The organism is Ectopseudomonas guguanensis, from assembly GCF_900104265.1.
Lineage (GTDB): Bacteria > Pseudomonadota > Gammaproteobacteria > Pseudomonadales > Pseudomonadaceae > Aquipseudomonas > Aquipseudomonas guguanensis.
This window is the reverse complement of sequence record NZ_FNJJ01000008.1, coordinates 153,952-166,769: the sequence shown is the minus strand read 5'-3', so window position 1 is coordinate 166,769 and position 12,818 is coordinate 153,952. Positions and strand designations below refer to the sequence as shown.

The following is a 12,818-nucleotide window of genomic DNA, read 5'->3' as shown; positions in this document are numbered from 1 at the left end:
CTGCCTCGAACTCAGGAACTCTTAACCCGCGACAACGAAGATCAGGTACATCGCGATACCAACACCGATCATCGGAACGGCGTCGAGCAGACCGGCCATCAGGAAGGTCTTGGTTTGCAGCTGCGGGCCCAGCTCAGGCTGGCGAGCGGTGGATTCCAGCAGCTTGCCGCCCAGCAGGGCGAAGCCGATACCGGTACCCAGGGCACCCAGACCGATCATGATGGCAGCGGCGATGTAGACGAGTTCCATAGTTAGCTCCAGAGTTTTTAGAGGTTAAGGTTACGAGTTAGGGGTTTTCGGGTTTTCGATGTCGATCAGTGGTGATCTTCGTGCGCAGCACTCAGATAAACCACGGTCAGCACCATGAAAATGAACGCCTGCAGCGGGATGACCAGGATGTGGAAGATAGCCCATGGCACGTTGAGACCCCACTGAACGTAGAAGGGCAGCAGCGCGATCAGGATAAACACCACTTCACCGGCATACATGTTGCCGAACAGACGCAGGGCCAGGCTCAGCGGCTTGGTCAGCAGGCCGATGATTTCCAGGAACAGGTTGAAAGGAATCAGCGCCCAGTGGTTGAACGGGGTGAACGACAGTTCCTTGGTAAAGCCACCGATGCCCTTGACCTTGATGCTGTAGAAGATGATCAGCAGGAACACGCCCAGGGAGATACCGAAGGTACCGTTGGGGTCGGCGGTGGGGACGATCTTGAAGTATGGCAGGCCCATGGCGTGCGCCAGGCCAGGGATGTAGTCGACCGGGATCCACTTCAGGCTGTTCATCAAAAACACCCAGACGAAGATGGTCAGGGCCAGCGGCGCAACCAGCGGGTTCTTGCCGTGGAAGGTGTCCTTGACGATGCCCTGGACGAACTCGATGCACATCTCGGCCATGTTTTGCAGACCGGTCGGTACACCGGTCACGGCGCGCTTGGCAGCCATGCGGAACAGGGTGATGAAGATCAGGCCCATGAACAGCGACCAGCCCAGAGTGTCCACATGGACGGCCCAGAAGCCCATCGCTTTCACTTCTTCCGGGGTCTGGGCAATGATCCAGCCCTTGTCCGGATGAGCGCCGTAGACCAGGTTCTGCAGGTGATGCTGGATATATTCTGCTGGGGTATCAGCCATAAACGCCTCAAACGGTCCAATGCTTCAGAAAACTTTCATGAGCAGGGGGGCACAGGCTGCTGCCAGAAGGGCAAGCAAATAACCGATGAACAGCTTCATCGGTTCCAGTGGTTCAACCCCTACGAACGTCAGTGCAAACAGCACTGCCGTGATAATCCATTTACCCATGGCCCCGGACCAGATCGACTGGACGATGGCCTTGGCCGAACGCGCGCCAAAGTAACGAAAGGCCTTGAATGCAAAATACGCGTTGGCCAGCAGGGCGATCAGCCCTCCCAGCAATGCCGAATAGGCCGCGACCCATCCGCCACTGACGGCAAAAATCACTGCGATCACAGCCGTCACGATGGCCTGAAGAATCAGGATCGGAAAACCTGGCTGACGATGAAACGGGGCCTTACTCGGGATGCCCATCGACCTCTCCCTAAAAGCCACCGAATCTCGACCTGTCAGGCTGTTGAAAAACTACCTGCGTTGCCATTGCTGCGTTAAAAACAGGCTCGGACTGCTCATTAACAGCTTGTAAACTCCGCGTCCTCGCCTGTTTTTGCCTTGCACTGGCTGCCTCGCTTACGTTTTTCAACGGTCTGCCGTGGCCGACAAAATTGCGCGGGGAGTATATGGGCCTCCCAGCGCCCGATCAACCGTGCTGTAGTAGGAGGCGAATAGGACTACAGACTGAATTGTTTCAACGAATGTGCGCCAGTACACCCTGCAGTTCATCGAGGGAGCTGTAGCGAATCACCAACTGCCCTTTTCCCTTGCTGCCATGCTTGATCTGCACGGGCGAGCCCAGACGCTCTGCGAGCTTCTGTTCCAGGCGACTGATGTCCGGATCGGCCTTGGCCTTAACCGGCGCCGGTTTGGCACTTAGCCACTGGCGCACCAGGGCCTCGGTCTGACGAACGGTCAGGCCGCGTGCGACAACATGTCGCGCCGCTTCCACCTGCTGTTCCAGCGGCAGACCAAGCAGCGCACGGGCATGACCCATCTCCAGGTCGCCATGGGCGAGCAGGGTCTTGATCTCTTCGGGCAGGGCGATCAGGCGCAGCAGGTTGGTGATGGTGACGCGCGACTTGCCGACGGCATCGGCGACCTGCTGCTGGGTCAGCTCGAACTCCTGCTGCAGGCGCTGCAGGGCCAAGGCTTCCTCGATCGGATTGAGGTCCTCGCGCTGGATGTTCTCGATCAGCGCCATGGCGATGGCGGCTTCATCGGGCAGCTCGCGGACCATGGCCGGAATCCTGTCCTGACCGGCCAGCTGGCTGGCCCGCCAGCGCCGCTCACCGGCGACGATCTCGAAACGGCCACCGCCGATGGGGCGCAGCACGATCGGCTGCATCACACCCTGGGCGCGGATCGAAGCGGCGAGTTCCTCCAGGGCGGTCTGGTCCATGTCACGACGCGGCTGGTACTTGCCGCGCTGGATCAGCTCCAGCGGCACGTATTGCAGTTCGCGCGTATCGACCTGGGCGGCCTCTTCCTGCAGTGCGCTGACGGTGTTGCCACCGAGCAGGGCGTCCAGACCTCGACCCAGACCTCGTTTCTTCGCAGCCATGCGGTTGTTCCTTAAGCGGTAGCGTTTTTCGCGGCGGCACGCTGACGGCGCACCAGCTCGCCGGCCAAGGCCAGGTAGGCGATGGCCCCACGGGATTGTTTGTCATAGACCAGCGCCGGCATGCCGAAACTCGGCGCCTCGGCCAGACGCACGTTGCGCGGGATCACGGCGTCGTACAGCTTGTCGCCAAAGTGTTCCTTGAGCTGAGCCGTGACGTCGTTGGTCAGGCTGATGCGCGGGTCGTACATGGTGCGCAGCAGACCTTCGATCTGCAGCTTGGGGTTGAGCAACTGGGCGATGCGCTGAATGCTGTTGACCAGATCGGAGAGCCCTTCGAGTGCGTAGTACTCGCACTGCATGGGGATGATCACGCCGTCGGCGGCGACCAGGGCGTTGATGGTCAGCATGTTCAGCGACGGCGGGCAGTCGATGAGGATGTAGTCGTAGTTCTCGCGGATCGGCGCCAGGGCATAACGCAGGCGGCTTTCCTTCATCTTCATCTCGAGCAGGGCGACTTCGGCGGCGGTCAGGTCGCGGTTGGCCGGCAGCAACTGGTAGCCGCCGTGCTCGGAGAACTGCATGGCCTGGCTCAGGTCGCATTCGCCGATCAGTACGTCGTAGATCGAGTGCTCCAGCCCGTGCTTGTCCACGCCGCTGCCCATGGTGGCGTTGCCCTGCGGGTCGAGGTCGATCAGCAGCACGCGACGCTTGGTCGCCACCAGTGAAGCGGCCAGGTTGATGCACGTCGTGGTTTTGCCCACGCCGCCTTTCTGGTTGGCGATCGCGAATACCTTGGCCATCTTCTTTCCCCTTAGACCGAGCGACGCAGTATCAACAGATGGCGCTGGCCTTGGCAACCGGGAACCCGCAGCACCTGGGTGGCATCGAGACGGAAGTCCGCCGGCAGCGCCTGCAGCTCGTCGTCCGGGTGCACGCCCTTCATCGCCAGCCAGTGGGTATCGGCACTGCCCAGATGGCGGGTCCAGTCGCTGAAGTCCTGCAGGCTGCTGAAGGCCCGCGAGCTGATGCCGTCGAACGGCTGCTCGGGTCGATACGCTTCGACCCGGCTGTGGACAACCTCGAGGTTGGCGAGTTTCAGCTCCAGCTTCACCTGGACCAGAAAACGGGTCTTCTTGCCGTTGGAGTCGAGCAGGGTGAAACGCCGCTCGGGAAACATGATCGCCAGCGGAATACCGGGCATGCCGCCGCCGCTGCCGACGTCCAGCCAGTTATCCCCACGCTCGGCCACGAACGGCACCACCGACAGGCTGTCGAGCAGATGGCGCGAGACCATTTCGTCGGGGTCGCGCACCGCGGTGAGGTTGTAGGCCTTGTTCCACTTGATCAGCAGGCCCAGGTAGGCGAGCAGTTGTTCCTGCTGCTGCGCGCTGAGCTCGATGCCCAGCTCGCGAGCGCCCTGCAGCAGTTCTTCGGCGTGACGCTGAGTGACCGACATCAGGCGCTCTGCTCCAGCTTCTGGCCGGCGCTGCGCTTCTTCAGGTGAATCAGCAACAGGGAAATCGCCGCCGGGGTGACCCCGGGGATACGGCCGGCCTGGCCGAGCGTGGCCGGGCGGGTATTGCCGAGCTTGAACTGGATTTCCTTGGACAAGCCGGAAATGGCGCTGTAGTCCAGGTCTTCCGGCAGCTTGGTGTCCTCACTGGCCCGCAGCCTGGCGATCTCGTCCTGCTGACGGTCGATGTAGCCGGCGTACTTGGTCTTGATCTCGACCTGCTCGGCCACCTGGTTATCCACAGCCGGGGCCTCGGTGATTTCCGCCAGCGCCGCGTAATCGATCTCCGGGCGAGCCAGCAGGTTGAGCAGGTTGTATTCGTGGGCCAGCGGCGTGCCGAAGCGTGCGGCGATGGCATCGCCCTGCGGCGTGCCCGGACGCACCCAGGTGCTCTTCAGGCGCTGCTCTTCCTGCACGATGCCTTCACGCTTGGCCTCGAAGGCGGCCCAGCGAGTATCGTCCACCAGGCCCAGCTCGCGACCCTTCTCGGTCAGGCGCAGGTCGGCGTTGTCCTCGCGCAGGATCAGGCGGTATTCGGCGCGCGAGGTGAACATGCGGTAGGGCTCCTGGGTGCCCAGGGTGATCAGGTCGTCGACCAGAACACCGATGTAGGCCTCGTCGCGGCGCGGGCACCAGGCTTCCCTGCCCTGCGCGCGCAATGCCGCATTGCAGCCGGCGAGCAGGCCCTGGGCGCCGGCTTCTTCGTAGCCGGTAGTGCCATTGATCTGCCCGGCGAAGAACAGGCCGCCGATGACCTTGGTCTCCAGGCTGTACTTGAGGTCGCGCGGGTCGAAGTAGTCGTATTCGATGGCGTAGCCGGGACGCACTATATGGGCGTTCTCCATGCCGCGGATGCTGCGCACGATCTGCAGCTGCACGTCGAACGGCAGCGAGGTGGAGATGCCGTTGGGATAAAGCTCGTGGGTGGTCAGCCCCTCGGGCTCGATGAATACCTGGTGGCTGTCCTTGTCGGCGAAGCGATGAATCTTGTCTTCGATCGACGGGCAGTAGCGCGGGCCGACGCCTTCGATCACACCGGAGTACATCGGCGAGCGATCGAGGTTGGCGGCGATGATCTCGTGGGTACGCGCGTTGGTGTGGGTGATCCAGCAACTGATCTGCTGCGGCTGGTGCTCACGCTTGCCGAGGAATGACATCAGCGGCGTTGGTGTATCACCTGGCTGCTCGTTCATCACCGAGAAGTCCACGGAGCGGCCGTCGATACGCGGCGGTGTGCCGGTCTTCAGGCGGCCAACGCGCAGGGGCAGTTCACGCAGGCGATGCGCCAGAGCGATTGAGGGCGGATCACCAGCACGGCCGCCGGAGAAGTTCTGCAGACCGATGTGGATAAGTCCGCCGAGGAAGGTGCCTGTGGTCAACACCACGGAATCCGCATGGAACCTGAGTCCCATCTGGGTGACGACGCCCTTGACCTGGGCGTTTTCCACAATCAGGTCATCGGCCGCCTGTTGAAAAATCCACAGGTTGGCCTGGTTTTCCAGAATCTGGCGAACAGCTGCTTTGTAGAGCACGCGATCAGCCTGCGCACGAGTAGCGCGAACGGCCGGGCCTTTGCGGCTGTTGAGAATGCGGAACTGGATACCACCCTTGTCGGTGGCAGTGGCCATGGCGCCGCCGAGGGCATCGATTTCCTTGACCAGATGGCTCTTGCCGATACCGCCGATGGCCGGGTTGCAGCTCATCTGGCCGAGGGTCTCGACATTGTGGGTGAGCAGCAGGGTCTTCACGCCCATGCGTGCTGCAGCCAGGGCTGCCTCGGTACCGGCATGACCGCCGCCGATCACGATCACGTCAAAACGGGAAGGGAAATCCACCACGCACCTCGTGCCTGTTGAGAAGGGGTCTGAAAGAAAGGCGGCAAGTATAGGGACTTAAGCCTGCTGAATGAAGCCTTCTGCACAAAAAATAGCCAATAGGTTGGCCCTGGCTTGCCCCTCCGACCTCCTTACCTGATCGCCCTCTAGCCGTGTGAAATACGCTCAGGCTTGTAAAGAATAGAAAGAGAGAATTTTTATAAAGCTTGTTCTTTATGTTTATGTATAGAGCCAGGCTTTTCTGTGGATAAGATGCTACAGGCCTTGTCATATGTGCTGTACAGAGAATGATAAAGCTGTGTCGTTCCTGCTCGGTTCCATTGAGAAAGCTGCTGAACCACTGTGAATGGAAGTGCTGGTTACCCACAGGCGTGGTTACGACCAGCTTTGCCATAGGCTTATGGGCAGGGTTCAAGGGAGGTTTTCCACAGGGTTTATTTTTGTCCTGAATAACTCAGCAATGTGCAGCAGCCCATCTACTGCTGATCCACCAAGCTCGTTCTGGGGATTCTTCCGGCGCGTAAAACCGGTCAGTTGAGTGTAGGAGCGGCGCCCCGCCGAGAATCAAGACGGCGGGCAGCTGTTCATAACCCGGATGAAATCAGGGTTATGCCAAGGAGGGGAGGATTGGTGGTGGAACCGGTGCGCTCTTTCGCGGATAAATCCGCTCCTACATAAGCGCTACGGAGGTGGGGCTCACTTGCCGATGCAGAAGCTGGAGAAGATGCGCCCCAGCAGATCGTCGCTGCTGAAGGCGCCGGTGATCTCGCCCAGGGCCTGCTGGGCCATGCGCAGGTCCTCGGCCAGCAGCTCGCCGGCGCCCATCAGGGTGAGCTGGTTGCGGCCGTGTTCGAGGTACTGCTCGGCCTGATGCAGCGCTTCGAGGTGGCGGCGGCGAGCGCTGAAACCGCTCTCGGCGGTCTGTTGATAACCCATGCAGGCTTTCAGATGTTCGCGCAGCAGTTCCAGGCCCTCGGCGGACTTGGCCGACAGGCTCAGCGTGACATGGCCATCGGCACTGGTTTCCAGTGTCACCGCTTCGCCGGACAGATCGGCCTTGTTGCGGATCAGGGTGACCCGCGCCGGGTCCGGGCGCTGCTCCAGAAACTCCGGCCAGAGGGCAAAGGGATTGGCCGCTTCCGGCGCGGTGGAGTCCACCACCAGCAGCACGCGGTCGGCCTCGCCAATGGCCTTGAGCGCGCGCTCCACGCCGATGCGCTCGACCTGGTCGTCGGTGTCGCGCAGGCCGGCGGTGTCGACCACGTGCAGCGGCATGCCGTCGATGTGGATATGTTCACGCAGCACATCGCGGGTGGTGCCGGCGATATCGGTGACGATGGCCGCTTCGCGCCCCGCCAATGCATTGAGCAGGCTGGATTTGCCGGCATTGGGCCGGCCGGCGATGACGACGGTCATGCCGTCGCGCAGCAGGGCACCCTGGCCGGCTTCGCGCAGCACTGTGGATAAGTCGGCGCGCACGCCGTCGAGCTGGCTCAGCACATGGCCATCGGCGAGAAAGTCGATCTCTTCCTCGGGAAAATCGATCGCGGCTTCTACGTAGATGCGCAGCTGGATCAGGGATTCGGTCAGCGCGTGCACGCGTCTGGAGAATTCGCCCTGCAGTGATCGCAGCGCATTGCGCGCGGCCTGTTCGGAGCTGGCCTCGATCAGGTCGGCAATGGCTTCGGCCTGGGCCAGGTCGAGCTTGTCGTTGAGGAAGGCGCGCTCGCTGAACTCGCCCGGGCGTGCCAGACGCGCCCCCAGCTCCAGGCAGCGGCGCAGCAGCAGGTCGAGCACCACCGGGCCGCCATGGCCCTGCAGCTCGAGCACGTCTTCACCGGTGAAGGAGTTCGGGCCGGGGAAGTAGATGGCCAGGCCTTCGTCCAGGGTCTGCTCTTTCTCACCATAGAACGGTCCGTGATGGGCGAAGCGCGGTTTCAGTTCACGTCGGCAGATGGCCTGAGCCAACTGCCCGGCCAGCGGTCCGGATACACGCACTATACCCACGCCGCCACGACCCTGGGCAGTGGCGACGGCGGCGATGGTGTCTCGGGCGTGGTTCATGGCGACTTACTCGATGCGTACGGGTGGCTGTAGAAACGAGGGTGGATAGCTGTGAATAACAGCGATTCGCGAGCAGAGCTCGCTCCTACGACAAATGCTTGGATAGCAAAACGCCCCAATCATGGGGCGTTTGCGTGTTGCTTGGAAGCTTTGGCGAATCAGGCCTTGGCCGGTTTCGCTGCGGCTTCGATCTTGCGCGTAATGTACCACTGCTGACCGATGGACAGGATGTTGTTGACCACCCAGTACAGCACCAGACCCGCCGGGAACCACAGGAAGAAGAAGGTGAAGATGATCGGCATCAGCTTCAGCACGCGGGCCTGCATGGGGTCCGGCGGCGTCGGGTTGAGCTGCTGCTGGATGAACATGGTGGCGCCCATGATGATCGGCAGGATGAAGAACGGATCCTTGATCGACAGGTCGGTGATCCACAGCAGCCACGGCGCCTGACGCATCTCCACGGATTCCAGGAGTACCCAGTAGAGGGCGAGGAACACCGGCATCTGCACCAGGATCGGCAGGCAGCCGCCCAGCGGGTTGATCTTCTCTTTCTTGTACAGCTCCATCATCGCCTGGGACATCTTCTGGCGATCGTCACCGTACTGCTCCTTCAGCGCCTGCAGTTTCGGCGACACGGCGCGCATGCGCGCCATCGAGCGGTAGCTGGCCGCCGACAGCGGGAAGAAGATCAGCTTGATGATGATGGTCAGGAAGATGATCGACCAGCCCCAGTTGCCGAGCAGGCCATGGATCACTTCCAGCAGCCAGAAGATCGGCTGCGCCAGGAACCACAGGAAACCGTAGTCGACGGTCAGCTCCAGGCCAGGGGACAGGGTGCCCAGGTGTTCCTGCAGCTTGGGACCGGCATAGAGGATCGCGCCGGTTTCGCCCTGCGCGCCGGCAGCGACCTGCACGGACGGGCCGGTGAAGCCGACGATGTAGTTGCCCTGGCTGTCCTTGCGGGTCTGCACCAGGTTGGTGCTGTCCTTGCTCGGCACCCAGGCGGTGACGAAGTAGTGCTGCAGCCAGGCCACCCAGCCACCCTGCACGGTTTCCTTGAAGGACTGCTTGTCGATGTCCTTCATCGACACCTTCTTGTACGGCTCTTCGCTGGTCCACAGCGCGGCGCCCAGGTAGGTGGCGGTGCCGGTCGCGGTGGTGGAGGACGGGTCGCCGCTGTTGTCACGCTTGAGCTGGGCGAACAGGTTGCCGCTCCAGGCCTGATCGCTCTGGTTGTCGATCAGGTAACGCACGTCGACCTGGTAGGCGGACGGATCGATGCAGCCAGGTTTCTTCAGCTGTTGCTCGCGCGCCGAGCACTGCGGGTTGAGGCCGCGCTTGAAGCTGTAGCGCTTGATGTAGTTGACGCCGTTCTCGCTATAGGTGAGATCGACCACCAGGCTGTCCTGGCCTGCGGCCATTTCGTAGCTCTGCTTCTCGCTGGACCACAGGGCCCGGCCGCTGGACTTGTCCGGCGCGTTCTGGCCGATCAGGCCGCTTTGCGCCAGGTAGGTGCGCTCGTTGCCGTTGTCAAACAGCTGGAACGGCACATCCGGGCGGTCCTGACGACGCGGATACTGCGGCAGGCGCAGTTGCACGATATCGCCGCCGCGCGGGTCGATGGCCAGGTCGAGCACATCGGTCTTGACGCGGATCAGCTCATCGCTGGCCGCTGCAGTCGGGGCAACGGCAGCTGCGGTAGGCTCGGCCACGGCAGTGGGGATGTCGTCGCCGCCAGTGCTGGCGGTAGCTGCAGGCGTATCGGGCAAGGCGGGCGTCGCAGCGGTCGAGGTGCTAACCTCGGCTGGCAGGGCAGCCTGGCCGTAGTCCTCGTTCCATTGCAGGACCATGAGGTAGGACACGACTGCCAGGGCGACGATCAGGATCGAACGTTGGATATCCATGATTATTCGGCCATCGAAGGGGAACGGGATGTTTTTACGGGTGGAACCGGATCGAAACCGCCGGGATTCCAGGGATGGCAGCGACCGAGACGGCGGGCTGCCAGCCAGCCACCACGCAGGAAGCCATGTTGCTCGATGGCTTCGTAGGCATAGCAGGAGCAGCTGGGGTAGAAACGGCAGTGGCTGGCCATCAGTGGGCTGATGGCGTAGCGATAAACCTGGATACAGGCAAGAGCCGCTTTACGCATGGGGATTGTCGCTTGTCCCGGGGGAGAAATCTGCGTCGCGACTGGGCCGGCTCCGGGCCAGGCGTTTCCAGAGTTTGCCGAACTGCTGAGAGAGTTCGCCGTTCTCCAGATCGCCTAACCCCTTGCGGGCGACCACCACGATGTCCCAGCCTGTCAGGTTGTCCTGATTGAGGCGAAAGGATTCGCGAATTTGACGCTTGATGCGGTTGCGCTCGACGGCGAGCTTGACGCTCTTCTTGCCGATCACCAGACCTAGGCGGGGATGATCAAGCTGGTTATCGCGCGCCAGCAACAGGACACTTTTGCCCGGAGCCTTGCCGCTTGGGGAGTCGAAGACTGCCTTGAATTGCCGGGGAGTCAGCAGTCGCTTTTCCCGGCCGAAGCCTCGACTCACCACCTGTCCGGATGAATTAGACAGTCAGACGCTTGCGGCCCTTGGCGCGACGACGCGACAGGACGGCACGGCCGTTCTTGGTGGCCATGCGGGCACGGAAACCGTGGGTACGAGCGCGCTTGATGGTGCTGGGTTGGAAAGTGCGTTTCATGGTGCGTTACCTGGGTGATCGACTAGGGTCGGAATGACCCTGGTTTAAAGAGACCGGCAATTCTAGAGAAAGCCGCGCGGTAGGTCAATTTCCAACCAACCTTATTCGCCAGATAGAAATAGAAAGAAGGAAAAGGGTTTAAAGCTCTTTTTTCATGTTTGTGTAGATTGGTCCCGCCCTGTGCTGTGGACAACCTGCTGCCCGCCCCGTGAGCTGGGCGCTGGCCAGAATGACAAGCCTGTCCAGAAGCCGTGCTCTGGTTGTGAGCGGGCTGTCTGCAAGCTGAGGATGAATCGCCGGTTTACCCACAGCCGGGTTTTGCGTGTGTCCGTCCACAGGCTTTTGCAGAAGCTTGCCGGGCGCTTATCCACAAGGTTGCCGGGATCGCTGATAAGTCTGATGAATGGAACTAAGGCTTTGATTTTACTTGGCCATCTACCATCGGTTGTGTGGATAACTCGGTCGCAGGCCGCTACAATGGCAGCTGTTTTTTGCATCGTCGCCTGATAGGGGATAGTCAGTGTCAGTGGAACTATGGCAGCAATGCGTCGAGCTTCTGCGCGATGAGTTGCCGGCCCAGCAATTCAACACCTGGATCCGTCCTCTGCAGGTCGAAGCCGAAGGCGACGAGCTGCGCGTGTATGCACCCAATCGTTTCGTGCTCGACTGGGTCAACGAGAAGTACCTGAGCCGTCTGCTCGAACTACTCGGTGAGCGTGCTGGCGGCCTGGTCCCTGCGCTTTCCTTATTAATAGGCAGCAAGCGTGCGGCCACTGCTCGTGTAGCGCCTACTGCGCCGCTGCCGGCTGCTGCGCGAGCCGCTCAGGTTCAGGCGGCTGCCGCGGTGAACAAGCCGGCTCCGCCGCCTGTGCAAGAAGAGCCCTCGCGGGCCAGCTTCGACTCCATGGCCGGATCGGCACCGCAACCGCCGACACCTGCCGTAGCGCCGCGTACCGAACGCACGGTGCAGGTCGAAGGCGGCCTCAAGCACACCAGCTACCTCAATCGCACCTTCACCTTCGACAACTTCGTCGAGGGCAAGTCGAACCAGTTGGCGCGTGCAGCGGCCTGGCAGGTGGCTGACAACCCCAAGCATGGGTACAACCCGCTGTTCCTCTATGGCGGTGTGGGCCTGGGCAAGACTCACCTGATGCATGCCGTTGGCAACCATCTGCTGGCGAAGAATCCCAACGCCAAGGTGGTGTACCTGCACTCCGAGCGCTTCGTCGCCGACATGGTCAAGGCGCTGCAGCTCAATGCCATCAACGAATTCAAGCGCTTCTATCGTTCGGTGGATGCGCTGCTGATCGACGACATCCAGTTCTTCGCCAAGAAGGAGCGCTCCCAGGAGGAGTTCTTCCATACCTTCAACGCGTTGCTCGAAGGTGGTCAGCAGGTGATTCTCACCAGCGACCGCTACCCGAAGGAAATCGAAGGTCTGGAAGAGCGCCTGAAATCGCGCTTCGGCTGGGGCCTGACCGTGGCGGTGGAACCGCCGGAGCTGGAAACGCGCGTGGCGATCCTGATGAAGAAGGCCGACCAAGCCAAGGTCGATCTACCGCACGATGCGGCCTTCTTCATCGCCCAGCGTATTCGTTCCAACGTACGTGAGCTGGAAGGTGCGCTGAAGCGGGTCATCGCCCACTCGCATTTCATGGGCCGCGATATCACCATCGAGCTGATCCGCGAGTCGCTCAAGGATCTGCTGGCCCTGCAGGACAAGCTGGTCAGCATCGACAACATTCAGCGCACCACGGCCGAGTACTACAAGATCAAGATCACCGATCTGCTTTCCAAGCGGCGGTCGCGCTCGATTGCCCGGCCGCGCCAGGTGGCCATGGCGTTGTCCAAGGAATTGACCAATCACAGCCTGCCGGAAATCGGTGTGGCCTTCGGCGGTCGTGATCACACCACTGTGTTGCACGCTTGCCGTAAGATTGCTGAACTTAGGGGATCCGACGCGGACATCCGCGAGGACTACAAGAACCTGCTGCGTACGCTTACAACCTGATCGCAGC

The 12,818-nt window shown here is 61.5% G+C and carries 13 protein-coding genes; 1 reads left to right on the top strand and 12 read right to left on the bottom strand.

Annotation, left to right across the window (positions count from 1 at the left end; all coding sequences use genetic code 11):
- Positions 1-21: 21 nt before the first annotated feature.
- The 12 genes from atpE to rpmH all read right to left on the bottom strand — a co-directional run bounded on the left by atpE (position 22) and on the right by rpmH (position 10,800).
- Positions 22-249: a F0F1 ATP synthase subunit C gene (gene atpE, locus BLS61_RS13520; protein WP_003241387.1), complete on the bottom strand. Its 228-nt coding sequence runs from the start codon at positions 247-249 to the stop codon at positions 22-24.
- 65 nt (positions 250-314) lie between these two features.
- Positions 315-1,133, bottom strand: a complete 819-nt coding sequence (gene atpB, locus BLS61_RS13515; RefSeq protein WP_090431634.1) for a F0F1 ATP synthase subunit A — start codon at positions 1,131-1,133, stop codon at positions 315-317.
- 24 nt (positions 1,134-1,157) lie between these two features.
- The gene (locus BLS61_RS13510) at positions 1,158-1,547 is read right to left on the bottom strand and encodes a F0F1 ATP synthase subunit I (protein WP_090431632.1); all 390 of its coding nucleotides are present in this window, start codon (positions 1,545-1,547) and stop codon (positions 1,158-1,160) included.
- Between the two features lie 274 nt (positions 1,548-1,821).
- Positions 1,822-2,691 (bottom strand): ParB/RepB/Spo0J family partition protein, encoded by an 870-nt coding sequence (locus BLS61_RS13505; protein ID WP_090431630.1) that lies wholly within the window; start codon positions 2,689-2,691, stop codon positions 1,822-1,824.
- An 11-nt stretch (positions 2,692-2,702) separates the two neighbouring features.
- Complete coding sequence (locus tag BLS61_RS13500) at positions 2,703-3,491, bottom strand: ParA family protein (RefSeq protein ID WP_090431628.1); 789 nt, start codon at positions 3,489-3,491, stop codon at positions 2,703-2,705.
- Between the two features lie 11 nt (positions 3,492-3,502).
- A complete protein-coding gene (rsmG, locus tag BLS61_RS13495; protein ID WP_167358733.1) occupies positions 3,503-4,150 on the bottom strand; it encodes a 16S rRNA (guanine(527)-N(7))-methyltransferase RsmG in 648 nt (215 codons plus the stop codon).
- On the bottom strand, positions 4,147-6,039 hold the full coding sequence (mnmG, locus tag BLS61_RS13490; RefSeq protein WP_090431624.1) for a tRNA uridine-5-carboxymethylaminomethyl(34) synthesis enzyme MnmG: 1,893 nt from the start codon (positions 6,037-6,039) through the stop codon (positions 4,147-4,149). Before mnmG ends, rsmG begins: the two co-directional genes overlap by 4 nt.
- 696 nt (positions 6,040-6,735) lie before the next feature.
- Positions 6,736-8,103, bottom strand: coding sequence for a tRNA uridine-5-carboxymethylaminomethyl(34) synthesis GTPase MnmE (gene mnmE, locus BLS61_RS13485; protein ID WP_090431622.1), 1,368 nt, complete (start codon positions 8,101-8,103; stop codon positions 6,736-6,738).
- Positions 8,104-8,261: 158 nt separating this feature from the next.
- Positions 8,262-10,007 (bottom strand): membrane protein insertase YidC, encoded by a 1,746-nt coding sequence (gene yidC, locus BLS61_RS13480; protein ID WP_090431620.1) that lies wholly within the window; start codon positions 10,005-10,007, stop codon positions 8,262-8,264.
- A 2-nt stretch (positions 10,008-10,009) separates the two neighbouring features.
- A complete protein-coding gene (gene yidD / locus BLS61_RS13475; RefSeq protein WP_090431618.1) occupies positions 10,010-10,255 on the bottom strand; it encodes a membrane protein insertion efficiency factor YidD in 246 nt (81 codons plus the stop codon).
- Complete coding sequence (gene rnpA / locus BLS61_RS13470; protein ID WP_167358726.1) at positions 10,248-10,652, bottom strand: ribonuclease P protein component; 405 nt, start codon at positions 10,650-10,652, stop codon at positions 10,248-10,250. Before rnpA ends, yidD begins: the two co-directional genes overlap by 8 nt.
- A gap of 13 nt (positions 10,653-10,665) precedes the next feature.
- Positions 10,666-10,800 carry a 50S ribosomal protein L34 gene (gene rpmH / locus BLS61_RS13465; RefSeq protein WP_003246698.1) on the bottom strand — a complete coding sequence of 45 codons (135 nt, stop codon included), beginning with the start codon at positions 10,798-10,800 and terminating at the stop codon, positions 10,666-10,668.
- 520 nt (positions 10,801-11,320) lie between these two features.
- Here rpmH and dnaA point away from each other — a divergent pair.
- Positions 11,321-12,811: a chromosomal replication initiator protein DnaA gene (gene dnaA, locus BLS61_RS13460; RefSeq protein WP_090431615.1), complete on the top strand. Its 1,491-nt coding sequence runs from the start codon at positions 11,321-11,323 to the stop codon at positions 12,809-12,811.
- Positions 12,812-12,818: the final 7 nt, after the last annotated feature.

Coding starts and splice junctions, on each gene's coding strand:
- atpE (WP_003241387.1), bottom strand. CDS start 249: ATGGAACTCGTCTACATCGCCGCTGCCATCATGATCGGTCTGGGTGCC.
- BLS61_RS13510 (WP_090431632.1), bottom strand. CDS start 1,547: ATGGGCATCCCGAGTAAGGCCCCGTTTCATCGTCAGCCAGGTTTTCCG.
- BLS61_RS13500 (WP_090431628.1), bottom strand. CDS start 3,491: ATGGCCAAGGTATTCGCGATCGCCAACCAGAAAGGCGGCGTGGGCAAA.
- yidC (WP_090431620.1), bottom strand. CDS start 10,007: ATGGATATCCAACGTTCGATCCTGATCGTCGCCCTGGCAGTCGTGTCC.
- atpB (WP_090431634.1), bottom strand. CDS start 1,133: ATGGCTGATACCCCAGCAGAATATATCCAGCATCACCTGCAGAACCTG.
- mnmE (WP_090431622.1), bottom strand. CDS start 8,103: ATGAACCACGCCCGAGACACCATCGCCGCCGTCGCCACTGCCCAGGGT.
- yidD (WP_090431618.1), bottom strand. CDS start 10,255: ATGCGTAAAGCGGCTCTTGCCTGTATCCAGGTTTATCGCTACGCCATC.
- BLS61_RS13505 (WP_090431630.1), bottom strand. CDS start 2,691: ATGGCTGCGAAGAAACGAGGTCTGGGTCGAGGTCTGGACGCCCTGCTC.
- rpmH (WP_003246698.1), bottom strand. CDS start 10,800: ATGAAACGCACTTTCCAACCCAGCACCATCAAGCGCGCTCGTACCCAC.